This window comes from Rathayibacter sp. AY2B9 (assembly GCF_002931595.1).
Classification (GTDB): domain Bacteria; phylum Actinomycetota; class Actinomycetes; order Actinomycetales; family Microbacteriaceae; genus Rathayibacter.
In genome coordinates this window covers 548798-572816 of the sequence record NZ_PSUB01000001.1, presented here as the reverse complement: position 1 = coordinate 572816, position 24019 = coordinate 548798, and the positions used below count along the sequence as shown (strand labels likewise).

Sequence of the window (24019 nt, the reverse complement as noted above, 5' to 3'; positions counted from 1 at the left end):
TGCCTCCTAGTAGACGGTGCCGACGAGCTGCGGGCGACCGCTCTCCTCGTCGACCTCGGGAGCGTCGTCGGGGCCGGCCTGCGCGGCCCGCTTGATCAGGCGGAACTCGACCACGGCGAGCGTGCCGTAGATCGCGGTGAAGGCGAGCAGCGAGATCAGGACCTCGAGGCCGCTCACTCCGGGCGAGACTCCGTCGGCGGTCTTCAGCAGTCCGAACACGAGCCACGGCTGGCGGCCCATCTCGGTGAAGACCCAGCCCACGATCATCGCCATCAACGGCAGCGGGGCGGCCCAGATCGCGACCTTCCACATCCACTGCTTCGGCTCGCGGCCCTTCCGGGTGAACCAGAGGCCGGCCGCGGCCACGCCGATGGCCAGGACGCCGAGGGCCATCATCCAGCGGAACGACCAGTAGGTGACCCAGATGATCGGCGTGTAGTCGCCGGGTCCGTAGACCTGGGTGTACTGCGCCTGGAGGTCGTTGATGCCCTCGACCGTGCCGGTGAAGGTGTGCGTCGAGAGGAAGGAGAGCAGGTAGGGGATGCGGATCGAGAACAGCTCGCTCGAGCCGTCCGGCGTGCCCCAGGTGAAGACGGAGAAGGAGGCGTCGACGCCTGTGGAGGTCCTGTAGAGCGCCTCCGCGGCCGCCATCTTCATCGGCTGCGTGTCGACCATCGCGAGGCCCAGCGAGTCGCCGGTGAACAGGGTCAGGCCGCCGCTGACGAGCATCATCCAGGCGCCGAACCTCAGCGCGGGGCGCATGGTCTCGAGGTGCTGGTTCCGCGAGAGGTGGTAGGCCGCGACGCTGATGATGACGGCGGCCGAGACCATGAAGCAGGCGAAGATCGTGTGCGGGAACGCGGCGAGAGCGACCTTGTTGGTGAGGAGCGCCCAGATGTCGGTGAGCTCCGCGCGGCCCTTGGTCTCGTTGATGCGGAAGCCGACCGGGTTCTGCATGAACGCGTTCGCGGCGATGATGAAGTAGGCCGAGAGCGTGGTGCCGAGCGTGGTCAGCCAGATGGTGGCCAGGTGCAGCTTCTCGGGCAGCTTGTCCCAGCCGAAGATCCAGAGGCCGATGAAGGTCGCCTCGAGGAAGAAGGCGAGCAGGCCCTCGAACGCCAGCGGGGCCCCGAAGACGTCGCCGACGAAGCGGGAGTAGTCGCTCCAGTTCATCCCGAACTGGAACTCCTGGACGATCCCGGTCACGACGCCCATCGCGAAGTTGATCAGGAAGAGCTTCCCGAAGAACTTCGTCAGCTGCAGGTAGTGCACCTTCCCGGTGCGCACCCAGCAGGTCTGGAAGATCGCGACGGTGAGCGCCATGCCGATCGTGAGCGGCACGAACAGGAAGTGGTAGATCGTCGTCAGACCGAACTGCCATCTCGACAGCAGGAGCGGATCCAGGAGTTCGTTCACAGCTCCGAGAGTAGGTCGGCGGAAGGGGTCCGACGGCCTCCGATCCCAGTACTGGGGCGGATGTGCGGCCTTCCGCGAGCTCCTGTCGGCACCCTTTCCGGGGTGGCCCCGGACGCCCCTCCGAGCGCTTCCGCCGACCAGTCGCTCGACGTCGAGACAGTCCCTCTCGACGTCGAGGGAGTCCCCCGCGGGGCGACTGCCGAGCGGGGCTCGCCTCCGTCGGACCCGCCGCCGGCGACCTCTCGACGCCGAGCGATCAGGCGGGCGACGGAGCGCTGAGACTTCCTCTCACGGGCCTTCAGCGGATTCCCAGGCGCACATCCGCGAGATCGGCTCTGGGAATCCGTTCACTGCGCAATGCCATCGATGGACTCGCCCGGTGAAGAGACTCCCGGAGCCGATGCCGATGTGCCGTCGGCGGGCGCCCCGCGGTCAGCCGGCGTCGACGCGCGAGCGGGAGCCGGAGAACCAGGCGGGCGCCTGGAAGCCGTACTTCAGCACGGGCAGGTCGCGGGTGAGGCGCCAGTAGCCCAGTCCCGCCGCGACGCCGATCCCGCAGACCAGGAGCGGCACGACCGGCCCGATGACGTCGAGCCAGCGCTCTCCGTCGAAGAGCAGCAGGGCGCTCGTGGCGAGCGAGACGAAGAGGACGTGCACCACGTACACCGGGAGCGTGTTGCGGCCGATGAAGGTGATCCAGCCCGCGCCGCGCCGGTTCGAGAGGAAGCGGGCGACCACGAGCCCGGCGAGGACCGCCAGCACGCTCACCAGGACCAGCCCGATCGTCAGCAGCGGGAAGCGGGCGCGGACGGCGAGGATCACGCCGGCGAGCACGAGGAACAGCACGCCGAAGCCGACTCCGCTGAGGATCCCGCGGCGCTCCACGAACGCGATCACCGCGTTCCGCAGGTAGAGGCCGAGCAGGAAGAACATCAGGTAGCGGGCCATGCCGTCCCAGGCGATGTTCCCGGTGCCCTCGGAGGTGCTGGAGCGGACGGCGTACCAGACCACGGCGATCGCGGTCGCGATGCCGATCTGCACCCGCCAGTCGATCCGGCCCTGCGCGAGCTTGGCGGCCACGAAGAAGATCGTGAGCGCGTAGAGGAACCAGAGCCCGTTGTGCGGCATCACCGGCTGGAGGAGCAGCGCGAGCGGGTCGGACTCGTCGGTGCCGCCCGGGTTGGGCACCACCAGGAAGAAGAGGAACCGCACCACGGACCAGAGCAAGAAGGCCCAGACCAGCAGGCTCAGCCGCGAACGCCAGAGCTCCGGCCACGACCGGGTGAGCACGGAGCCGGCGAACAGCCCCGAGGCGAGGAAGAACAGCGGCATCCGGAAGGTGATGAGGAGGAGGTTGATCTCGTTCCACGAGTCGGGGGCGATCCCGGCCGTCGTGGTCCACTGCACGGAGTGGGCCAGGGCGACCAGGATGATCGCGATGCCCTTCGCCGTGTCCACCCAGGTGATGCGTGCGCGTGCCATGAGTCCTCGTCGTGATCGTCCATCGGAAGTCGGCCGGCGGCGACGATGACGATGGCGATGTGCAAGTGTCGCACGGCTGTGCATCCTCTGTGATGTTCTGCGCGGATCCGATCACGGCGATCCGGTGACGGAGAGACGGCCACCGGGTGCGCGGGTCCTCGGACGGCCTCCTCGTGGACGACGCGCCCCCGCCGATGCCCGAGGATCGAGCCATGACTCGAGCGACGCCCTCCGGCTCCGCCCCCGGCCCCCGCCGCATCCGCCTCCGCCTCCTGGTCGCGCTGCTGGTGCTCGCGCTGGTCCTCGCCGGCGCGGGCATCGCCCTCTCGCTCGCCTCGCGGAGCGGAGGCGCGGGCGCTCCGGCCGCGAGCTCCCCCGACCCCGGCCCGACCTCCTCCGTCGACATGGCCGAGCGCGTCGCCGGTCTCGAGAAGCGCTTCGCCGCCGGGTTCCCGCAGCACAGCATCGTCCTCACGGGCAGCTCCACGATCGGCCGCTGGACGACCTCCAAGGAGGACCTGCGTCCGCTCGAGACCTACAACATCGGGATCGGCGGCACGACCGTCGCCGATCACCTCGCGTGGCTGGACCGCATGGTCGCCCCCTTCGATCCCCGCGCCGTGATCGTGTACGTGGGAGCGAACGACATCAGCGGCGAGGAGGGCTCGCGCACCGGCGCCCAGACCGCCGGCGCCGTCGTCGAGTACCTCCAGCGCGTGGAGGAGGTCGCCCCCGACGCCGAGCTGTTCTACGTCGAGATCGCGGAGACGCCCGCCCGCGCCTCCGTCGGCGCCGAGGTCCGCGCCGCCAACACCGCGGTCAGCGCCTACGCCGAGACGGACGACCGCGTCACCTTCGTCCCCACCGCCGACGCGCTCGTCACCTCCGACGGCTCTGTCGACCCCTCCCTCTTCGTCGACGACGGCCTGCACTTCGACGAGGCCGGCTACGCCCGGTTCTCGGAGGCGGTCCGCGCGGTGGTCCTGCCCGCTCTGGAGTGAACCGGCGGGCCGACGCACTGCAGCCCCGCTCGACGTGAGCGGCCCGGGGACACCGCGCCCGGAGCCCCCAGTGTTGACCCTGAAGGGGGACACGGCCCCTCCGCCGCGCGCGCCTATCCTGGCCCCGCGTCATCGCCGACAGCGCCCTCTGCACCGCCGCAGACCGCCGCTCGCTCAGCAGCGCCGACCGTCTCGGAGTCACCGATGCCCCGCTCGAGGATCCGCCCCCGCGGTCTCGCCCTGCTCACCGTCCTGGCGATCACGGCCGCCGCGCTCGTCGCCGGGCCCGCGGGTCCGGCGTCCGCCGCTCCCGTCGTGCCCACCGGCTTCACCGACTCGCGGGTGGCGGCCGTCCCCGCGCCGACCGCCCTCGCCTTCACGACCGACGGGCGCACCCTCGTCTCCTCGCAGACCGGAGCGATCCGGGTGATCCGCGCCGGCGGCCTGGTCGCCACTCCGGCCCTCGACCTGCGCTCGAAGGTCTGCGCCAACGGCGAGCGCGGTGTGCTCGGCCTCGCGGTCGACCCGGCACCGGGCTCGCGCACCGTCGTCGTCTACTACACCGCGAAGGGCTCCGACTCCTCCTGCCCGACCAACGCCGGGGGCACGGTGAACCCCGCGGGAGCCCCGCGCAACCGCGTCTCCTCGTTCCAGCTCGGCACCGACGACCGCATCGACCCGGCCTCCGAGCGCGTCCTCCTCGACGGCATCTACTCCCCCGCGAGCAACCACAACGGCGGCGACCTCGCCATCGGGAAGGACGGCCTGCTCTACGTCAGCGTCGGCGACGGCGGCTGCGACTACCGCGGCGGAGTCGGCTCGCCGGGCGGCAGCGGCTGCGGTGGCCGGAACGACGCCGCCCGCGACCCGAACATCCTGAACGGCAAGATCCTCCGGATCACCCTCACCGGGGGCGTCCCGGCCGGCAACCCCTACCTGGGCACCGGGACCGCCTCCTGCCGGCTCGCCCCGGCCGCCGAGGGCCTGCGCTGCCGCGAGACCTTCGCGAGCGGCCTGCGCAATCCGTTCCGGATGGCCTTCGACCCGAACGCGACCGGCACCGTCTTCCGCATCAACGACGTGGGCCAGGACGCCTGGGAGGAGATCGACCAGGGCGTCGCCGGCGCCGACTACGGCTGGAACACCCGTGAGGGCCACTGCGCGAAGACCGGCTCGGCCTCGAACTGCGGAGCCGCGGCGCCCGCCGGGCTCACCGACCCGGTCCACGACTACGCGCACAGCAGCGGCTGCGCCTCGATCACGGGCGGCGCCTACGTCCCCCGCGGCGTCTGGCCGGCCGCCTACGACGGCGCGTACCTCTTCGGCGACTACGTGTGCGGGAAGATCCGGACCCTCGGCCGCACCGGCGCGGCCGGCGACCTCGTGACCGGCCTCGGCGGCAGCAGCGCCGTCGCCATGGCCTTCGGTCCCTCGCGCGGGACCCAGGACCTCTTCTACACCAGCTACGCGAACGGCGGCGAGGTCCGGCGCCTCGCCTACACCGCCGCGGCGAACCGCGCCCCGACCGCGACCCTCACCGCCGCCCCCTCCTCCGGCGCGGCTCCTCTCGCCGCGCGGCTGAACGGCTCGGGCAGCAGCGACCCGGAGGGCGGTGCCCTGACCTACCTGTGGTCGTTCGGCGACGGCACCCCCGACCGCATCACGACCGGCCCGACCTTCACCCACAGTTACGCCGCCGGCAGCTGGACCGCGTCCCTCCGCGTCCGCGATCCGAAGGGAGCCGTCTCCGCCCCCGCGACGACGAGGATCACCTCGGGCGACAGTGCCCCGACGGTGAGCATCACCGCACCCGCCGACGGAGGGATGTTCGTCACGGGCCGGAGCTACGGCCTCCGCGCCACGGCGACCGACGTCGAGGACGGCGTCCTGCCCGCCTCGGCGCTCACCTGGACGGTCCAGCGCCGCCACGCTCAGCACACGCATCCCTTCCTCGGGCCGCTGACGGGGAACGACCTCTCCTTCGTCGCCCCCGGCCCGGAGGACCTCGCCGCCGCCGCGGACAGCGACCTCCTGATCAGCGTCACCGCGACTGACTCGAGCGGAGTGTCGACGACGGCGACGCGGACGTTCTCCCCGCAGAAGGTCTCCGTCACCCTGGCCACCGCTCCCGCCGGCCGGACGGTCGTCGTCAACGGCACCGAGGTCGCCGGAGGCACGACCGTCGTCTCGTGGGCGGGCTCGGCCCTCCAGCTGGAGGTCCCGGACCAGACCGACGCGTCGGGCACGGCCTACCGGTTCTCGTCCTGGTCGGACGGCGGCGCCGCCTCGCACAGCGTCGTCACTCCCGGGAGCAGCACCACGCTGACCGCGACCCTCGTCTCCGCCGGGCTCCCCGGCGCTCCGACCGCCGTCACCGCCACGGCGGGCTCGGACGGCACGGCGACGCTCGCGTGGTCGCCCCCCGCGGGGACCGGCGGCTCGGCGGTCACCGGCTACCGGGTGTCGCGCGACGGTTCCGACACGAGCGGAGCCGGAGCCTGGAGCGCCGTGGTCGCCGCGACCAAGCGCTCGCAGACCTTCACGAAGCTGGTCCCGGGCCGCAGCTACACCCTCTCGGTGCAGGCGGTCACGGCGAACGGCACCGGCCCGGCGGCCTCCGCGCTCGTCGCCGTCCCCTGACCGCCCTGCGTCCACCGGCCTCCCGGGCGCAGCCCTGCCGCCGCCCAGCCGTGCGCCCCTACGATCGAGCCATGCCGAGCATCCGGAGCCGCCGTCGGCCCCAGCCCCCGATCGAGTCCCCGGCGGGCGGGGGCGCCCGGTGAACGACACCCTCACCGGGATCCTGGACTTCGTCGTCAGCGTCCCCCCGGTCTGGCGGACGCTCCTCGCCGGACTCGCGATCTTCTTCGAGACCACGATCCTGGCGGGCCTCGTCGTCCCCGGCGACACGATCGTGATCGTCAGCGCGACCGGCGTGACCAGCCCGCTGCAGTTCGCGGCGCTGGCCGTCACGGTCGTCATCGGCGCCCTCTGCGGCGAGTCCGTCGGCTTCTACCTCGGCCGCTGGTTCGGGCCGCGGATCCGCGCGTCGCGCCTGGGACGCCGGCTCGGCGAGAAGAACTGGCTGAAGGCCGAGCGCTACCTCGCGCGGCGCGGCGGGTTCGCCGTGTTCCTCTCGCGCTTCCTGCCGGTGCTGCACTCGCTGATCCCGCTGACGGTGGGGATGAGCGGGATGCGCTATCGGACCTTCATGGCCTGGACGATCCCGGCGTGCGTGCTCTGGTCGTCCGCCTACGTCGGCGTCGGCGCGGCCGCGGCGGGCAGCTACCGGGAGCTCTCGGAGAGCCTGCACGGCGCCGGCTACGTCTTCGTGGGCGTCATCGTCGTCTTCGCCCTGCTCGTGCTCCTCGGGAAGAAGCTACTGAACAGAGCGGAGGCGCGTCACCTCGACGAGTGACGCGCCTCCGGGCGTGGATCCGGGGAGGATCAGTCGACGAGACCCGCCGACTTCAGCCACTCGCCCGCGATCGCGGACGCGGACTTCTGCTCGTTGACGCTCTCGGAGTTGAGGGCGACGAGGTCGTCCGCCGTGAGCTTCGCGCTGACCGCGTTCAGCACCTCGGCCGCGTCGTCCGTGATCTTGCTCGAGACGATCGGCACGACGTTGTCGGCCACGAACAGTCCGTCCGGGTCCTCGAGAGCGACGAGGTCGTTCTTCTGGATGTTCGGGTCGGCCGTGTAGACGTTCGCCAGCTGGATCTGGTCGCTGGTGAGCGCGTCGACGGTGGTCGATCCGCCGCTGTCCTCGATCGCCTGGAAGGTGGTCGTGATGCCGTACTTCGACTGCAGGGTGTCGGGCCCGTAGGGGCGCGTCTGCAGCTCGGAGTTGCCGCCGACCACGATCGGGTCGGTGACGTTCTTGAGCGACGCGATGTCGGTCAGGTCCCACTTGTCGGCGAAGGCCTGGGTGACGGTGTACGAGTTCTGGTCGCTGGCCTCAGCGGCGTCGAGGGCGCGGAGGCCGTCGGGCAGCGCGTCGCCGAGCGCGGAGTACACGTCGTCGGCGGTGGTGGCCGTCGCGTCGGGCTCGAGCGCCTGCAGGAGGCTGCCGTCGTACTCCGGGAAGACGTCGATGGATCCGCTCTCGATCTCGGGCAGGTAGATCTCGCGCTGGCCGATGCGCAGCTGGCGGTCGACGGTGAAGCCGTCGTTCTCCAGCGCCTGCGCGTAGATCTCGGCGAGGATCTCGTTCGAGTAGTAGTCCTGCGAGCCGACCACGATGGTCTCGCTGCCCGCAGTCGCACCCGATCCCTCATCGAGCGGATCGCTCGAGGAACACCCTGCCAGTGCCACGACGGCACCGACCGCGAGTGCGCTGAGCGCGACACGGCCCTTCGTGAAATGTGCTGTGAACATTGCTATTTCCCTTCTTCGATGGGGATTCCCATCACCGCGCGTCGTCGGGGCGACGAAGCGCGGGAACCTGTGCGGCCGGCGGTGCCGGCCAGGCCGAGCACGACTCCGCGCGGCACGGCGAGCCGCTGGAGGAGGGCGAAGAGGACCTCGCTGAGGAGCGTCAGCACGATCACCAGGATCGAGCCGGCGAGCATCTGCGGGTAGTCCCCCGACTTCACTCCGCGGAAGATGTACTGCCCGAGGCCACCGGCGCCGATGTAGTCGGCGAGCGTGGCGGTCGCGATGATCTGCAGCGCCGCCGAGCGGAGCCCGCCGATCAGCAGCGGCAGCCCCAGCGGGATCTCGACCTTCGTCAGGATCTGCCACTCGGTCATGCCCATCGAGCGCGCCGCGTCGATCGTGCGGCGGTCGACCGCCTCGAGCCCGGAGTACGCGCCGGCGAGCACCGACGGGATCGCGAGCACGACGAGGGCGATCACCGGAGCGCCGAGGCCGAGCCCCAGGCTCATCGCCGCGAGGACGAGCACGCCCAGCGTCGGCAGGGCGCGCAGGCCGCCTGCGACCGGCACGGCGATGCCCTTGCCGCGCCCGGTGTGCCCGATCAGGTAGCCGATCGGGATCGCGATCGCGGCCGCGATCACGAGCACCAGCAGGCTGATGCCGACGTGCTGGGCGACACGGGTCGGGATCGCGTAGACCCCGGTCCAGTGCGCGGGGTCGGCGATCCAGGCGAAGGCCTCGGCGATGAGGTTCACGACGTCACCGCCCTCTCGACCGCGACCGGTCTGCGCGAGCGGCGCGTGCGGTCCAGAGCCGTCCAGGGCATGAGGAGACGGCCGATCAGCACCAGCAGTCCGTCGAGCACCAGCGCGAGGACGATCGTGAGGACGATGCCCGTGACGATCTCACCGGTGATGCCGCGCTGGAAGCCGTCGGTGAAGAGCAGGCCGAGGCTCTGGATCCCGAGCACCGCGCCGACCGTCACCAGGCTGACCGTGCTGACCGTGACCACGCGCAGGCCCGAGAGCAGGACCGGACCGGCCAGCGGGAACTCGACCCGCCAGAAGCGCGCCCAGCCGGAGTAGCCCATCGCGGTCGCCGACTGGCGGACGTCGTCCGACACCGCGCCCAGTGCGTCCGAGGTGGTGCGGACCATCAGCGCGACGCCGTAGAGGGTGAGGCCCGTGATCACGTTGGCGGTCGAGCGGAGCGGGATGCCCAGCAGGACCGGCAGCAGGATGAACATGGCCAGCGAGGGGATGGCGTAGAGCACGCCGAGCCCTGTCAGCAGGGTGCCGCGGCTCCAGCGGTAGCGGTTCGCGAACCAGCCGAACGGCAGCGAGACGAGGAAGCTGAGCAGGATCGGCGGGACCGACAGGGCCAGGTGCGCCAGCAGGTTCGCGACGATCGCGTCCGTGTTGTTGACGACCCAGTTCACGCGGCGGGGCCGTCCTGCGCGCGCAGCACTCCGGTCGGGCGCCCGTCGCCGTCGACCACGATGCGGGCGCCGTCGCGCTCCTCGATCCGGAGCGAGCGCTTGCCGCGGTCGGCACCGACGAAGCCGGCGACGAACTCGCTCGCGGGGTTCGCCAGGATCTCGGCGGGCGAGCCCTTCTGCGCGATCCGGCCGCCCTTCTCGAGGATGACGACCTGGTCGCCGAGGAGGAACGCCTCGTCGATGTCGTGGGTGACGAAGACCACGGTCTTGTCGAGCTCGTCCTGGAGCCGCAGGGTCTCGCGCTGCAGGTCGGCGCGCACGAGAGGGTCGACCGCGCCGAACGGCTCGTCCATCAGCAGGATGTTCGGGTCGACCGCCAGGCCGCGCGCCACACCGACGCGCTGCTGCTGGCCGCCGGAGAGCTGGCTGGGGTACCGGGCGGCGAGCGCACGGTCCAGTCCGACCGTGTCCATCAGCTCGAGCGCGCGGGCGTGCGCCTGCTTCTTGGCGACCCCGTTCAGCCTCGGCACGGTCGCGATGTTGTCGATGACCTTGCGGTGCGGCAGGAGGCCGGAGTTCTGCATCACGTAGCCGATGCGGCGGCGGAGCGCGACGGCGGGCAGGGACGAGATGTCCTCGCCGTCGATCTCGATGGTGCCGGAGGTCGGCTCGATCATCCGGTTGATCATGCGGAGGATCGTGGTCTTCCCGCAGCCCGAGGAGCCGACGAAGACGGTCGTCTGCCGGGAGGGCAGCACGAGCGAGAAGTCGTCGACCGCCCGCGTGCCGTCCGGGTACTGCTTGCTGACGTTGCGGAACTCGATCACGAGGCCGCCCGCCGTCCGGCGGTGTGCGCGCCGATCTGTCCCTGGTCCACGACTGTGCCCGCTCTCGCTCCGCGCGTCCGGCCGTTGCACGGCCCGCGGCCCCGAACGGGGCCAGGCGGCAAGGAAAACACCAATAGCAGCCGCCTGCCAACCCGGACCGCGAAGTGTTGCGGGATGTTCCGGGAGCGACTAGGGCCTTGACAGTCCTAGCCGGTCAGGACTCCTCGACGGCTCCGTAGTGCGAGGTCATGTAGTGGCGCAGCAGCGAGCGGCTCTCGTCGATGAAGCGCTGGTCGCCGTTGGGGTCGATGAGGAACGCCCTTGTGAGCAGCGCGTCCGCGACCTCGATGGTCACCTCGAGGCGGAAGGACAGCTGCGCGCCGCCCGGGAGGCCGTACTCGGACGCGAGGATCTCGGCGAAGCGGCGGGCGAAGAAGCCGGCCTCGAACGCCTCGCCCGCGACCTCGGGGGCGTGGATCGTGTCGACGAAGCGGATGGAGCGGAAGCCCGGCTCGTTGCGGTGCATCTCGCAGAAGGCGTCGATCGCGCAGTCGACCGCGCCCCACCAGTTGCCCGGGTGGGTGTCGCGGATCTCGGTGATGACGCGGCGGCGGAAGCGCTCGAGGGCCCGCTCGCGCAGCGCTTGGAGTACGGCGATGCGGTCCGGGAAGTAGCGGTAGACCGTGCCGATCGCGGCTCCCGCGCGCTCGGCGACCATCGCCGTGGTCAGGCGGTCGAAGCCGACCTCGTCGACGACGGCGGCCGCCGCGTCGAGCAGCGAGGCGAGACGGGCGGCGCTGCGCACCTGCACCGGCTCGTTGCGGACCTGGGACGATTCACCGAACGGTCGATCGACGAGGTTTCCAAGAGGCACGGCGGGCTCCTTCGGTCGTGGTTCCTACAATCGTACGCACGGCGACCGCCGGTCGGGGTCGTCTCATCGAAAGTCCCTCGTGTTTCGCGCCCCCGGAAGGGCGACGGCTCCGCGGGTCCGATCCACCCGGGAGAAACCATGTGCGGACGCTTCGTCCTCTCGCAGACCACCGCCGACCTGGTGGCGCTCTTCGACATCGACGAGGCGGGCGCCGACCTTCCGGAGCCGTCCTGGAACATCGCGCCGACCCAGCGGATCGCCGTCGTCGCGGAGTCGATGAAGGGGGTCGAGGAGGGCAGCCCGCCGCGGCGTCGGCTCGCCGGAGCCCGCTGGGGCCTGGTGCCCCGCTCCGCCGCCGACCCGTCCGCGGGGCCGCCGCTGTTCAACGCGCGGATCGAGTCCGTCGCCGAGAAGCCGTCGTTCCGCGAGTCCTACGCCTCCCGGCGCGCGATCGTGCCCGCCTCGGGCTGGTACGAGTGGCGGGTCGGCGCGGACGGGGCGAAGGCACCTGTCTACGTCTCGCCGGGCGAGGGCTCGCTCCTCCTGTTCGCCGGTCTCTACGAGTGGTGGCGCTCGGCCCAGCCGGGCTCTCCGTGGCTGCTCTCGGCGACGGTCCTCACCCGCCCCTCCGCCGGGCCGCTCGCCGAGGTGCACGAGCGGATGCCCGTGCTGCTGCAGCCGGAGCTGATCGAGGACTGGCTGGACCCGGCGTCCCCCGGGGACGGCGAGCTGCTGCGCGCGGCCGCCGAGGGCGCGGCCGAGCTGGCCGAGGAGCTCGAGGTGCACGGCGTCAGCGCGGCCGTGGGCTCCGTCTCGGCGAACGGCCCCGAGCTGATCGAGCCCACCGGAGCCTGACGATCGCGTGAGAGCGCGATCCGCGGTCCGGCATCCGGTCTGACAGACTGGGCGGATGCCGCTGACGCCCGAGAGCAAGCCCCTGAGCGCAGGCAAGGCGGAGGTCATGCACCGCGCCGCCCGCCTCGAGGACCGACTCCACTCCTTCCGGATGAGGCGCGTGAAGCGCAAGGGCTACGTCCCGAGGGTCATCCCCTACACCGGCTACGGCTCGACGACGCAGCTGCGCGTCCTGGCCCGCGTCCTCTACACGCGGCCGACCCCTCCCGGGGTCGAGGAGGTCCGCCCCGTCGAGGGCGTGCGCGGCTGGCGGAGCTTCACCAGCGTCTTCGTGAGCGGGGCCGTCGTGACCGTCGAGGCCGACGGGCAGACCCACCGGGTGACGGCCGACCGCGGCGGAGTCGTCGACGCGGACCTCCCGATCACGCTCGAGCCCGGCTGGCACACCATCACCTTCTCGACCGCGGGCTCGAAGCCCGTCGAGGCGCCCGTCTTCATCGTGCGTCCGGAGTCGCGGCTCGGCGTCGTGTCGGACGTGGACGACACGGTGATGGTCACCGCGCTCCCCCGCCCCTTCGTCGCCGCCTGGAACACCTTCGTGCTCGACGAGCACGCCCGGATGCCCACGCCCGGCATGGCGGTCTTCCTCGACCGCTTCGCCCGGCAGTACGAGGGCTCCCCGGTCATCTACCTCTCCACCGGCGCGTGGAACGTCGCCCCGGCGCTCACCCGCTTCCTCTCGCGGCACCTGTACCCGGCCGGAGCGCTCCTCCTGACCGACTGGGGCCCGACGCACGACCGCTGGTTCCGCAGCGGCAAGCAGCACAAGGAGATGAACCTCCGCCGACTCGCGGCCGAGTTCCCGGACGTGCGCTGGCTGCTGGTCGGCGACGACGGGCAGCACGACGAGGAGATCTACTCCGACTTCGCGGACGAGCACCCCGACAAGGTCGCGGCGATCGCGATCCGCCAGCTCTCCACCGGCGAGGCGGTGCTCGCGGGAGGCCGCTCCAAGGCCGAGGACCGCTCCCTGACCAGCGGCACGACCTGGGTCTTCGCGCCCGACGGCGCGGGCATCTCCGAGCAGCTGACGGAGCTCGGCATCCTCTGATCCCGGACCGGCTCCGGGAACGACGGAGCCGTCCGCTCCCCGGGGGGAGGGACGGCTCCGGTCGATCGGCTCGGACTACGCCTGGTGGGCGGCCTGCAGGTCGAGGGTGATGGTGACCTTCTCGCCGATGAGCACGCCACCGGTCTCGAGGGCCGCGTTGTAGGTCAGACCGAAGTCGGTGCGGTCGATGGTGGCCTTGGCGGTGAGGCCGGCCTTGTAGTTGCCGTAGGGGTCGGTGCCGAAGCCGCCGAACTCCACCTCGAAGGTGACGGGCTTGGTGGTGCCCTTGATGGTGAGCTCGCCGTCGACGAGGAAGTCGTCGCCGTTCGGGCGGACGGCGGTCGAGACGAAGTGGATCTCCGGGTACTTCTCGGCCTCGAAGAAGTCGCCGGTGCGGAGGTGGCCGTCGCGGTTGGGCTCGTTGGTGTTGACGGAGGCGACCTCGGCGGTGGCCTCGACCTTGGAGTCGAGCGGGTTCTCGCCGGTAGTGAACGTGGCGGTGAAGCGCTCGAACTTGCCCTTGACCTTGCTGATCATCAGGTGGCGGACGCTGAACGCGACCTCGCTGTGGGTGGGGTCGATGACCCAGGTGCCGGCCTTGTAGCCGGGGATGGTGACGGTGTCGGTCATGGTTTCTCCTCGAGTGTGACGGTCGTCGCGGGGAGAGCGTCCCCGTCCGATGTATGCAAGCGCATCGACGTCGATCAGTATTCCATGTAGCGACAACTATTTCATCCACGTTCCGTCGAAGGATCGGCGGACACCGCGTGAACACGGAGCGCCGCACCCCGGACGGGGGTCGGAGACGCTCCCCGAGCAGTCGTCAGCGGTCGGCGGGAGCCGGGTTGCGGATGCCGAGGAGGGAGACGACGCCGCCGGCGACCAGGAGGGCGGAGGTCGCGACGGCGGCACGGGAGAAGCCCTCGACGTCGAGCGAGTCGCCGACCACGAGCGAGGTCGCGGCGATGGCGACCAGCCCCGCGATGCGCGAGACGGCGTTGTTCACAGCGGAGCCGACTCCGCTGTGCCCGTCCTCCACCGCGCCGAGGATCGTCGAGGTCAGCGGGGCGACCGTCACCGCGAGGCCGAAGCCGAACAGGAGGATGCCCGGCAGCAGCTGCGTGGCGTAGTCGGCGCCCTCGTCGACGAAGGAGAGCAGGAGGAACCCGGCCGCGGCGATCAGCGGTCCGACGCCCATGAAGAGCCGCGGGCCGAACCGCGCCGACAGCGACCCGGAGACCTGCGAGAGCAGGAGCAGCAGGATCGTCGGCGGGAGCGTCGCGAGCCCGGCCAGGGTCGCCGAGAAGCCCAGGGTCTGCTGCAGGAACAGGCCCAGCGCGAAGAAGCCGAAGGAGAGCGCTCCGTAGACGAACGCCGTCGAGACGTTGCCGACGGTGAAGTTCCGCGACGCGAAGAGCGACAGCGGCAGCATCGGATGCGCCGCTCGCCGCTCCCACACGACGAACGCGACGAGGGCGGCGACTCCCCCGATCAGGGCGGTCAGCACGAGCGGATGCTGGATCCCGAGCCGCTCCTGCTCGATCAGCGCGAACACCGGCCCTCCCAGGCCGATCACCCCGAGCACCGCGCCGACGCCGTCGATCGGCACCCGGGTCCCCGAGTCGACCGCGCCGAGCCTGCGCAGCAGGACCAGCGTCACCGCGATCGGCAGCAGGTTGAGCGCGAAGACGTACCGCCACGAGCCCGCGTCCACCAGCAGGCCGCCGAGCACGGGGCCGGCGATCGTCGCCGTGCCGGTCCAGGCCGTCCACGCGCCGATGGTCCGGGCCTGCGCCGCGCCGTGGACGGTCGCGATGATGAGGGCGAGCGAGCTGGGCACGAGGATCGCGCCGGCGGCGCCCTGGAGCATCCGCGCCACGATGAGGACCTCGGCGGTGGGGGCCAGCGCGCACAGCAGCGAGGTGACGCCGAAGCCGATCAGGCCGATGGTCATGCTGCGGGCCCGGCCGATGCGGTCGGCGAGCGACCCGGCCACGAGGATCAGCGCGCCGAGCGTGATCAGGTACCCGTCGACCACCCACTGCTGCACCGCGAGCCCGCCGCCGAGCTCGCGGGTGATGGCGGGCAGGGCGACGTTGACGACGGTGCCGTCGAGGAAGGCGACGAAGGAGGCGAGGACGGCCACCACGAGCACCGCGCGGCGGCGCGTCTCGGCGGGGTAGGCGGAGGCGGTCATGCTCGGGCTCTGGTCACCCGCTCACCGTACCGGCGGCCGCCGCTCCCGGGGCCGGGAGGGCGGGCATCCGGGCCCCCGAGCGCGGCCGCACGACGGATCCAGACTCGTCGCCTACTCTCGTAGCCATGTCTGCGCAAGGAACCGCCCGCGGCGGCGTGCTCGCCCGGGTCCTCGGGATCGTCGGAGCCAGCCTCGCCGGGGGCCTGCTGATCACGGTCGGGGTCACTCCCGCCCTCGCCGTCACCGGTCTCGCCGAGAACAACCCGATCGGGCTGTTCGAGACGGTGCCGGAGTACCTCGAGCTCGGCCAGCTGGCCCAGAAGACCGAGATCTACGCCAAGCGCACCGACGGCTCGGACGAGCTGCTCGCCTCCTTCTACGCGCAGAACCGCGAGGAGGTGGCCTTCGACCAGGTCAGCCAGTCCGTGAAGGACGCGGCGGTCTCGACCGAGGACCCGCGCTTCTACGACCACGGCGGCGTCGACCTGCAGGGCACGATCCGCGCGGTGCTCAGCAACATCGTCGGCGGTGACCTCCAGGGCGGATCCTCCATCACCCAGCAGTACGTCAAGAACGTCCTCGTGCAGAAGGCGGAGTCGCTGAGCGCGACCGACGAGGCCGCCTCGGAGGCCGCCTACGAGGAGGCGACCGCGACCACTCCGAGCCGCAAGCTCAAGGAGATGAAGCTCGCCGTCGACCTCGAGAAGAAGTACAGCAAGGACGACATCCTCCTCGGCTACCTCAACATCGCGGGCTTCGGCGGCCAGGTCTACGGCATCCAGGCGGCGGCCGAGTACTACTTCTCGACCAGCGCGGCCGACCTGAGCCTCGCGCAGGCCGCCAGCCTGATCGCCACGGTCAACAACCCCAACGGCCTCAGGATCGACCAGCCCGAGAACATCCCGGACAACAAGGTCCGCCGCGACTACGTCCTCGACCAGATGCTGCAGGAGGGGAAGATCTCGGAGGCCGACCACGACGCCGCCGTCGCCGAGGAGGTCGTCCCCGCGATCACGCAGACGCCCACCGGCTGCCAGACCGCCGGCAACGCGGCCTTCTTCTGCGACTACATCACCCGCGTCGTCCAGAACGACCCGGCGTTCGGCGACGACGCGGACACCCGCCTCGCGAACTTCCAGCGCGGCGGCTACAAGATCTACACGACGCTCGACCGCGACCTGCAGGACACCGCGGCGAACGCGACGAACAACGCCGTCCCCAAGGTCCCCACCCTCGACACCAACATCGGCAGCGCGACCGTCTCGATGGAGGTCGGCACCGGCCGGATCCTGGCGATGGTGCAGAACAAGGACTACGACGCGGCCGGCGCCGTCAACGGCGCGAACTTCTCCGCCGTCAACTTCAACACCGACACGGCCTACGGCGGCTCCGCCGGGTTCCAGGTCGGATCGACCTACAAGGTGTTCACGCTCGCGCAGTGGCTCGCGAGCGGACGCACCCTGAACGAGACGATCAACGGCCGCGAGCGCACCTTCTCGGGCTTCCCCGCCAGTTGCGCGCCGGGCGGCGAGCTCGACACCTCCTACGAGGTCAACAACGACGACAGCGAGAACGGCAGCTACAGCGTGCTGACCGGCACGATGCAGTCGATCAACACCGTCTACGTCTCGATGGCGCAGCAGCTCGACCTCTGCGCGATCCGCGACCGCGCGGTCGGCTTCGGCGTGAAGGCGGCCGACGGCGGCGAGGTCGACTACAAGCCGTCCGCCGTCCTCGGCTCGGACACGCTCATCTCCCCCCTCTCGATGGTCACCGCCTTCGCCGGCTTCGCCAACAACGGCACCGCCTGCTCCGCGATCGCCATCGACTCGATCACCGACGCGACCGGCGCCGCCGTCCAGCCGCCGACCTCCACCTGCAACCAGGCCCTCAGCCCCGAGCTGACGGCGGTCGCGAACTACGCCCTGCAGCGCGTCGTCACCGGCGGCACGGCCGCCCAGTCCGACCCGGACGACGGCATCGAGCACATCGGCAAGACGGGCACCACCGACAACGCGGAGTCGACCTGGATGGACGGCGCGAGCTCGCGCGTCGCGACCGTGGTCTGGGTGGGCAACATCGACGGCCACACCTCGATGCGCGAGGTCCGCTTCCCGAACTCGGAGCTCGAGAGCCGCCCGTACGCCTCCAACATCCGCCACTACATCTGGAACTCGGTGATGACCCGCGCCGACCAGAAGTACGGCGGAGACGACTTCGAGGAGCCCAGCAGCGCCCTGCTGAACGGCCGCCAGATCGCCGTGCCGACCGTCTCCGGCCGCTCGGTCGACGACGCCACGGAGGCGCTGGAGGACCTCGGCTTCGACGTCGAGGAGGGGGCGACCATCGACTCGTCGCTCCCGGCCGGCGTGGTGGCGGGCACCGACCCGGCCGCGGGCACGACCGTCGCGCGCTACTCCGACATCGCCCTGCTGATCAGCAACGGCTCGCAGGTCCCGGCTCCCGCCACCCAGGCACCGGCTCCGGCTCCGACCGGCACGGGAGTCCCCGCGACCGAGGCTCCCCCGGCGACGCCCACGGCGACCCCGACAGCGACAGCCACGGCGACTCCGACGGCGGAGGTCGAGGAGTGAGCTTCGACGCGGACTTCCTCGGCGTCCCCGCGGGTGCTCCGCGCCTGAGGGTCGAGCGCCCGGTGCGGCTCCTGCCGTACACGCACTTCGAGGTGCTGCTGGATCCGGAGCGGCGCCTGGCCGTCTCGACGGCCGTGAACATCGACGGAGCGCGCCTGGTCGAGCTCGGCCGCGGCGACGACTGGCACCTCGACGACCGCATCCCCGCCTCCGAGCAGACCGGGCCGGAGGTGTACGCCCGCAACGACCTCGACCGCGGGCACCTCGTCCGCCGCCGCGACCCCGTCTGGGGCGACCGCGACGAGGCCGCCGCGGCCAACCGCGACAGCTTCTGCTACACGAACGCCGCGCCCCAGGCGAGCGGCTTCAACCAGTCGCAGGAGCTGTGGCTCGGGCTCGAGACGCTGGTGCTCGAGTACGCGCAGACCTGGCGCACGCGCCTGAGCGTTTTCACCGGGCCCGTGCTCGAGGACGACGACCCGGTCTACCGCGGTACGGGCATCCCCCGCCGCTTCTGGAAGATCGCGGCGTGGAGCCCGGACGGATCGACGCTCGCGACGAGCGCGTACCTGCTCGACCAGAGCGAGCTCGTGGAGCGCGTGCGCGAGGGCCTGGTGCCGCTCGGCGGATTCAGGACGTTCCAGCTGCCGGTCGCCGCGATCGGCGAGCTGACAGGTCTCGACGTGGACCTCCTCGCCGGGGCCGACGTGCTCGGCTCGGCAGGACTCCGGCCGGAGCCGTGGCGCGAGATCGTCGAGCCGTCCGACGTGGCGAGCGGCCTCCTCCCCCGCTGAGGCTCCGCCGGGGGCAGGATGGGCGGATGAGCACCCCCGTCCTGGTCGAGATCACCTCCGGCGCCGTCGTCCTCCGCGACCCGGAGGGTCCGCTCGTCCGCGTCGACGAGGCGGGCTACCTCCGCGGCGACGGGGTCTTCGAGACCGTCGCGGTCCTCGACGGACGTCCCCGCGCTCTCGGCGAGCACCTCGAGCGGCTGGCCGGATCGGCCCGAGCCGTCGGGCTGACGATCCCGGAGGCGCCGCTCTGGTCCCGAGCGGTCGACCTCGCCGTGGCGGAGCACGACCGGGTCGACGACCTGACGGTCCGCTTCATCGCCGCCCACGGCTCGAGCGACTCCGCCCGGTGCACCCTGCGCGCGGCTCCGACTCCCGACTCGAGCGCGCTCCGGGAGAAGGGCGCGGCCGTCGTCGTGCTGGACCGCGGGTACGCGAGCGGTCCGCTCGCGCCGTGGCTGCTCCCGGGCGTCAAGACCACCTCGGGCGCCGTCACCCGGGCGGCGCTGCGCGAGGCGGCGTCCCGGGGCGCGGACGACGTGGTCTGGCGCACGAGCGACGGGCTTCTCCTCGAGGGGGCGACGTCGAGCCTGGTGCTCCTCGGCGACGGGGTGCTCGCGACGCCGCTCTCGGACAGCGTGCTCGCCGGCACGACGGTCGAGCGGGTCCTCGCGCTGGGCGAGCGCCGCGGGCTCGCGTCGTCGCGCCGCGAGCTGCCGGTCTCGGCGCTCACCGGTGCCGATGCGGCGTGGCTGGTGTCGAGCACCCGGCGGGCGATCCCCGTCCGCTCGGTCGACGGCGCACCGCTCGCGATCGACGCGGGCCTGACGGCGGCGTTCGAGGCGGGGCTGCTCGCCGGCTGATCGCGTCCGCGGCTCGGACTCCCTGCGCGTCAGGCCGCTGCGGCCAGCGCGCGGGAGGTGTGCGGGCCGACGCCGGCCTCCTCCGCGTCTCCGAGATCGGCGAGCGTGTCGACGTCCAGCCTCAGCGTCGACGAGCCGGGCAGCACGACGACGGCGCAGCCCGCGTCGCGGTGCCGGGCCAGCGAGCCCGGGCCGAACGCCGGAGCGACGAGGGCTCCGGCCGCCAGCAGGAGCGCCGTGGTGCCGCTCCCCTCGCGGTCCGGGACGACGGCCGGGAGCGACCGCGTCGCGAGCGCCTCGGAGAGGTCCGACGGCAGCAGGGCGGGCAGGTCCCCGGTCAGCACGATCACCGGGGCGCCCGGCCGGCGGTGCAGGGCGGCCTCGGCTCCCCCGGACACGGCGGCGTCGAGGGTCCCCGGGTCGGGCACCACCACCAGCTGCGGGTGCTCCGCCCGTGCGCGGTCGGCCGCACCGGTGTCGGAGGTGACCAGGAGAAGGCTCGCCACCGGCTCCGCGGCGGCCACGGCGGCGAGCGTGTCCAGGAGGAACGCCTCGGCCAGCGCCGCGCGGCCCGGCACGTCGAGGCGCGTCTTCGAGCCGCCGCGGCCCTTGAACACGACGACCGCGCTCCAGCCGGTCACGCGCGCTCCTCGCGCGAGGCTGCTCCGGCCGCGAAGCCCTCGGCGAAGGCCTCGTCGGCGCCGAGGCGGAACATGTCGTCGGGGCCCGTGCGGGTCAGCGTGCGGGCACCCGGGCTCTCGACCCCCGTCACCAGGCGGGCGAGCCCGCGGACGACGGCGACGGGGCGACCGCTCGCCTTGCCCTTCACCAGGTCGCCGAGCGCGGCGATCTCGTCCGCCACGGCCGGCATGGTCACTCCGAGCGTGCGCCCCAGGGCGTCGACCCCGCCGCGGAGGTCGTCGATCACGAGGACGCCCGCGGCTCCGATGGCCGCGTCGGTCTGCCCGACCCGCCAGGCGCGGCCCAGGGTGTCGCTGACGAGCACGCCCACCTCCACGCCGAGCCGCTCCCGGAGGCCCGCGCAGAGGGCTCGCGCCGAGGCGTCCGGGTCGAGGGGGAGGAGGAGGACCGTCCCCTCCGCGACGTTACTGGCGTCGACTCCGGCCGCCGCCTGGACGATCCCGAGGCGGTTCTCGACGATGCGGGTGACGCCGGACCCGTGCGCCCGGGTGGCGACGACGCGGACGGTCTCGGCCGTGATCGCGTCCTCGCGGTCGGCCGCGGCGACGACGCGCCCCTCCGCCTTCGAGACGATCTTGCTCGTGACCACGAGGATGTCGCCGTCCTCGGGCCGGTCCTCCTCGGCGGCGGCGGCGACGGCCGCGAGGATCAGCTCGAGCAGGTCGTCACCGGGAGTCACCTCCGGGATGCCGTCGAGGGCCCAGGCCTGCACGCGCGTCTCGCTCACCGGTCCATTCTCCCGGCTGCCGCGGGCGCACGGGTCCACAACCCGGGATCGCCCGGGTGGACGATCGGCGGCGCCTCAGCCGGCGGCGAGGTACGCGGCGACCGCGGGCGGCACGTAGGGGGCGACGTCGCCGCCGAGGGAGGAGACCTGCCTCACCAGCGAGCTCGACACGTGGGCGTGCGCGGGATCGGGCAGGAGGAACACCGTCTCGACGTGCGCGAGGTTGCGGTTCACGATCGCCATGGGGGTCTCGTACGCCACGTCGACCTGCGAGCGGATGCCCTTCACCAGAATGCTCGCGCCGACGTCGGTGCAGTAGTCGACGAGCAGGCCCATGCTCCACGAGGCGACGACGATCCGCCCCTCGACCCCCGCCTCCGCGATCGACTGCTCGATGAGTGAGACGCGCTGGGCGATCGGCAGCAGCGCGGTCTTGGCGGGGTTGTGCACCACCACGACGTGCAGCTCGTCGACCAGGCGCGCAGCCCGCTCGATCACGTCGAGATGACCGAGGGTCACGGGGTCGAAGGAGCCGGGGACGACGGCGATGCGGGCCATGCCGACAGAGTAGCGGGCGGGCACCGCCTAGCTCTTGGCGAGGAACTCCCGGTCGCGGTCCTGCACGCGGCGCTCGAGCGCGGCACGGAGCCGGTCGTGCGCGGCGAGCGACGGATCCTCCGCGAGGAGCCGCTCGGCCAGCGCCCGCGCCTCCACGATCACGTCGGCGTCCTGCACCACCCGCAGCAGGCGGAGCGACGAGCGCCCGCCGGACTGCGAGTCGCCCAGCACGTCGCCCTCGCGGCGCAGCTCGAGGTCGACCTCGGCGAGCGCGAAGCCGTCGAGCGTCGCGGCGACCGCCTCCACCCGCTCGCGCGCGACCGTCCCCGCCTCCGCCGCCGTCACGAACAGGCACACCCCCGCGACGCCGCCGCGCCCGATGCGCCCGCGGAGCTGGTGCAGCTGCGACACCCCGAACCGCTCCGCGTCGAGCACGACCATCATCGAGGCGTTCGGCACGTCCACGCCGACCTCGATGACCGTCGTCGACACCAGGACGTCGATCTCCCCCGCGGCGAAGGAGCGCATCACGGCGTCCTTCTCCTCCGTCGTCATCCGCCCGTGCAGCGCGGCCGACCGCCGCTTCCCGAGCAGCGGATGCGCGCGCACGCCCTCCAGCGTGGCCGCGACGGTCGTGAGCGGCGCGGCGGCGTCCTCCTCGGGCGGCTGCGCGCCCTCGGCGGGCTCCCCCGGCTCGATCGCCGGGCAGACGAGGTAGACCTGGTGGCCCGAGCGGATCTCCTCCTCGGCGCGCTCCCACGCCCGCGCGATCCACGCGGGATGGTCGGCGAGCGGGACCACGTGGCTCGTGATGCCGGGGCGCCCGGCGGGCAGCTCGCGGATGGTCGAGGTGTCGAGATCGCCGAAGACCGTCATGGCGACGGTCCGCGGGATGGGCGTGGCCGTCAGCACCAGCACGTGCGGCGGGGTGGCGCCCTTCCGGCGCAGGGCGTCCCGCTGGTCCACGCCGAAGCGGTGCTGCTCGTCGATCACGACGAGGCCCAGGTCGTAGAAGGAGACCGCGTCGCCGAGGAGGGCGTGCGTGCCGACGACGATCTTCGCCGTGCCCGAGACGATCCGGAGGAGGGCCGCGCGGCGCTGCGCCGCCCCCAGCCCGCCGGTGAGGAGGGTCGGCACCAGCTCGGCCGCGAGCTCCGGGCCGAGGGTCCTCGCGATCGAGCGGAGGTGCTGCCCCGCGAGCACCTCGGTGGGAGCGAGCAGCGCCGCCTGCCCGCCGCTCTCCGCCGTGGCGAGCATCGCCCGGAGCGCGACGAGGGTCTTGCCGGAGCCGACCTCGCCCTGCACCAGCCGGGTCATAGGGCTCTCGGCGGCCAGGTCGGCGGCGATCTCGTGCCCCACCGCGGTCTGGTCGCCGGTGAGGGCGAAGGGCAGCGCGGCGTCGAAGCGCTCGAGCAGCCCGCCGGGGCCGGGCACGCGGGCGGTCGCGGGGCTGCTGCGCGCCGAGGCCCGGCGCTCGAGCAGGGCGAGCTGCAGGAGGAACGCCTCGTGGAAGCGCAGCGTCTCGCGCGCCTGCGCCTCCTCGCCCTCCCGCTGCGGGCGGTGGATCAGCTCCAGCGCCTCGCCGAGGCCCAGCAGCGAGCGGCCGGCGCGCACCTGCTCGGGCATCGGGTCGGGCACGTCGCGCAAGCCGTCCAGCAGCACGCCGATCGCGGCCTGGAGCTGCCAGCTCGAGATCGCGCTGGTCGCCGGGTAGATCGGGATCGGCCGCTCGGCCCAGTCCTTCGCGAGCTCACCGCCTCCCGTCTCCGTCGCGGCGGCCTCCTCGTCGTCGAACAGGCGGTAGTCGGGATGCGTGAGCTGCGGGGTGTCGCGGAACATCGAGACCGTGCCCGCGAAGATCCCGCGCACGCCGCGGTGGAGCTTCGCCGCGCGCCAGGGCTGTCCGAAGAACGTCAGCGAGAGCGTGCCCGAGCCGTCCGAGATGACGACCTCGAGCAGGGTGCCGCGCCGGTTGCGCATCGGCCGCTCGCGCACCTCGCGCACCTCCGCCACGATCGTCACGCTCTCTCCCACGGGGAGACGCGAGAGCGCCGTCAGCTCGCCCCGCTTCGCGTAGCGGCGCGGGTAGTGGCCCAGGAGCTCGCCGACCGTGCGGTACCCGAAGGCCTTCTCGACCGCACTCGCCGTGCGCGGCCCGATCAGCGGCGCGAGCGAGGCGTCGAGGGGGTCCGGGATCACCTAGCGA

21 protein-coding genes are annotated in these 24019 nt (G+C 72.3%); 8 read left to right on the top strand and 13 right to left on the bottom strand.

Going from position 1 to position 24019, the window contains the following annotated elements; all coding sequences use genetic code 11:
* Window positions 1-6: 6 nt before the first annotated feature.
* Together C5C25_RS02700 and C5C25_RS02695 are read right to left on the bottom strand one after the other, a co-directional pair.
* Window positions 7-1416: a cytochrome ubiquinol oxidase subunit I gene (locus C5C25_RS02700; protein WP_104233758.1), complete on the bottom strand. Its 1410-nt coding sequence runs from the start codon at window positions 1414-1416 to the stop codon at window positions 7-9.
* 432 nt (window positions 1417-1848) lie between these two features.
* Complete coding sequence (locus tag C5C25_RS02695) at window positions 1849-2898, bottom strand: acyltransferase family protein (protein WP_181133615.1); 1050 nt, start codon at window positions 2896-2898, stop codon at window positions 1849-1851.
* 212 nt (window positions 2899-3110) lie between these two features.
* On the opposite strand from C5C25_RS02695, the gene C5C25_RS02690 reads away from it, so the two are divergent.
* The 3 genes from C5C25_RS02690 to C5C25_RS02680 all read left to right on the top strand — a co-directional run bounded on the left by C5C25_RS02690 (window position 3111) and on the right by C5C25_RS02680 (window position 7317).
* The gene (locus tag C5C25_RS02690; protein ID WP_146083679.1) at window positions 3111-3899 is read left to right on the top strand and encodes a GDSL-type esterase/lipase family protein; all 789 of its coding nucleotides are present in this window, start codon (window positions 3111-3113) and stop codon (window positions 3897-3899) included.
* Window positions 3900-4103: 204 nt separating this feature from the next.
* Complete coding sequence (locus tag C5C25_RS02685; RefSeq protein WP_104249632.1) at window positions 4104-6539, top strand: PQQ-dependent sugar dehydrogenase; 2436 nt, start codon at window positions 4104-4106, stop codon at window positions 6537-6539.
* Window positions 6540-6678: 139 nt separating this feature from the next.
* Window positions 6679-7317 carry a DedA family protein gene (locus C5C25_RS02680; protein WP_104223112.1) on the top strand — a complete coding sequence of 213 codons (639 nt, stop codon included), beginning with the start codon at window positions 6679-6681 and terminating at the stop codon, window positions 7315-7317.
* Window positions 7318-7346: 29 nt separating this feature from the next.
* Here C5C25_RS02680 and C5C25_RS02675 read toward each other — a convergent pair whose 3' ends face one another.
* From C5C25_RS02675 to C5C25_RS02655, 5 genes are all read right to left on the bottom strand, one after another.
* Window positions 7347-8276, bottom strand: coding sequence for an ABC transporter substrate-binding protein (locus C5C25_RS02675; RefSeq protein WP_104223111.1), 930 nt, complete (start codon window positions 8274-8276; stop codon window positions 7347-7349).
* A 2-nt stretch (window positions 8277-8278) separates the two neighbouring features.
* On the bottom strand, window positions 8279-9031 hold the full coding sequence (locus C5C25_RS02670; protein ID WP_104249631.1) for an ABC transporter permease: 753 nt from the start codon (window positions 9029-9031) through the stop codon (window positions 8279-8281).
* Complete coding sequence (locus C5C25_RS02665) at window positions 9028-9714, bottom strand: ABC transporter permease (RefSeq protein WP_104223109.1); 687 nt, start codon at window positions 9712-9714, stop codon at window positions 9028-9030. Before C5C25_RS02665 ends, C5C25_RS02670 begins: the two co-directional genes overlap by 4 nt.
* Window positions 9711-10541 (bottom strand): ABC transporter ATP-binding protein, encoded by an 831-nt coding sequence (locus C5C25_RS02660; protein WP_104225631.1) that lies wholly within the window; start codon window positions 10539-10541, stop codon window positions 9711-9713. Before C5C25_RS02660 ends, C5C25_RS02665 begins: the two co-directional genes overlap by 4 nt.
* A gap of 214 nt (window positions 10542-10755) precedes the next feature.
* Window positions 10756-11415, bottom strand: a complete 660-nt coding sequence (locus C5C25_RS02655) for a TetR/AcrR family transcriptional regulator (RefSeq protein ID WP_104223107.1) — start codon at window positions 11413-11415, stop codon at window positions 10756-10758.
* A gap of 138 nt (window positions 11416-11553) precedes the next feature.
* On the opposite strand from C5C25_RS02655, the gene C5C25_RS02650 reads away from it, so the two are divergent.
* Together C5C25_RS02650 and C5C25_RS02645 are read left to right on the top strand one after the other, a co-directional pair.
* Entirely contained in the window at window positions 11554-12270 is a 717-nt protein-coding gene (locus C5C25_RS02650) for an SOS response-associated peptidase (RefSeq protein WP_104249630.1), read from the top strand.
* A gap of 55 nt (window positions 12271-12325) precedes the next feature.
* A complete protein-coding gene (locus C5C25_RS02645; RefSeq protein ID WP_244230626.1) occupies window positions 12326-13381 on the top strand; it encodes an App1 family protein in 1056 nt (351 codons plus the stop codon).
* Between the two features lie 75 nt (window positions 13382-13456).
* Here the strand turns inward: C5C25_RS02645 and C5C25_RS02640 are convergent, their stop codons facing one another.
* Together C5C25_RS02640 and C5C25_RS02635 are read right to left on the bottom strand one after the other, a co-directional pair.
* Complete coding sequence (locus tag C5C25_RS02640) at window positions 13457-14011, bottom strand: YceI family protein (protein ID WP_104223105.1); 555 nt, start codon at window positions 14009-14011, stop codon at window positions 13457-13459.
* Between the two features lie 193 nt (window positions 14012-14204).
* Window positions 14205-15578: a DHA2 family efflux MFS transporter permease subunit gene (locus C5C25_RS02635; RefSeq protein ID WP_104249629.1), complete on the bottom strand. Its 1374-nt coding sequence runs from the start codon at window positions 15576-15578 to the stop codon at window positions 14205-14207.
* Window positions 15579-15703: 125 nt separating this feature from the next.
* Between C5C25_RS02635 and C5C25_RS02630 the strand changes: the two genes are divergently transcribed.
* The 3 genes from C5C25_RS02630 to C5C25_RS02620 are packed head-to-tail and all read left to right on the top strand — an operon-like array spanning window position 15704 to window position 19826.
* A complete protein-coding gene (locus tag C5C25_RS02630) occupies window positions 15704-18172 on the top strand; it encodes a transglycosylase domain-containing protein (RefSeq protein ID WP_104249628.1) in 2469 nt (822 codons plus the stop codon).
* On the top strand, window positions 18169-18966 hold the full coding sequence (locus C5C25_RS02625; protein WP_258069315.1) for a DNA/RNA non-specific endonuclease: 798 nt from the start codon (window positions 18169-18171) through the stop codon (window positions 18964-18966). Before C5C25_RS02630 ends, C5C25_RS02625 begins: the two co-directional genes overlap by 4 nt.
* Window positions 18967-18992: 26 nt before the next feature.
* Window positions 18993-19826 carry an aminotransferase class IV gene (locus tag C5C25_RS02620; RefSeq protein WP_104249627.1) on the top strand — a complete coding sequence of 278 codons (834 nt, stop codon included), beginning with the start codon at window positions 18993-18995 and terminating at the stop codon, window positions 19824-19826.
* A 29-nt stretch (window positions 19827-19855) separates the two neighbouring features.
* Here the strand turns inward: C5C25_RS02620 and cofC are convergent, their stop codons facing one another.
* The 4 genes from cofC to C5C25_RS02600 form a co-directional block, all read right to left on the bottom strand.
* Window positions 19856-20467, bottom strand: a complete 612-nt coding sequence (gene cofC / locus C5C25_RS02615) for a 2-phospho-L-lactate guanylyltransferase (protein ID WP_104249626.1) — start codon at window positions 20465-20467, stop codon at window positions 19856-19858.
* Window positions 20464-21255, bottom strand: a complete 792-nt coding sequence (locus C5C25_RS02610) for a coenzyme F420-0:L-glutamate ligase (RefSeq protein WP_258060621.1) — start codon at window positions 21253-21255, stop codon at window positions 20464-20466. Before C5C25_RS02610 ends, cofC begins: the two co-directional genes overlap by 4 nt.
* A 75-nt stretch (window positions 21256-21330) precedes the next feature.
* A complete protein-coding gene (coaD, locus tag C5C25_RS02605) occupies window positions 21331-21813 on the bottom strand; it encodes a pantetheine-phosphate adenylyltransferase (RefSeq protein ID WP_104223138.1) in 483 nt (160 codons plus the stop codon).
* A 27-nt stretch (window positions 21814-21840) separates the two neighbouring features.
* Window positions 21841-24012 carry an ATP-dependent DNA helicase RecG gene (locus C5C25_RS02600; protein ID WP_374952905.1) on the bottom strand — a complete coding sequence of 724 codons (2172 nt, stop codon included), beginning with the start codon at window positions 24010-24012 and terminating at the stop codon, window positions 21841-21843.
* Window positions 24013-24019 lie beyond the last annotated feature (7 nt).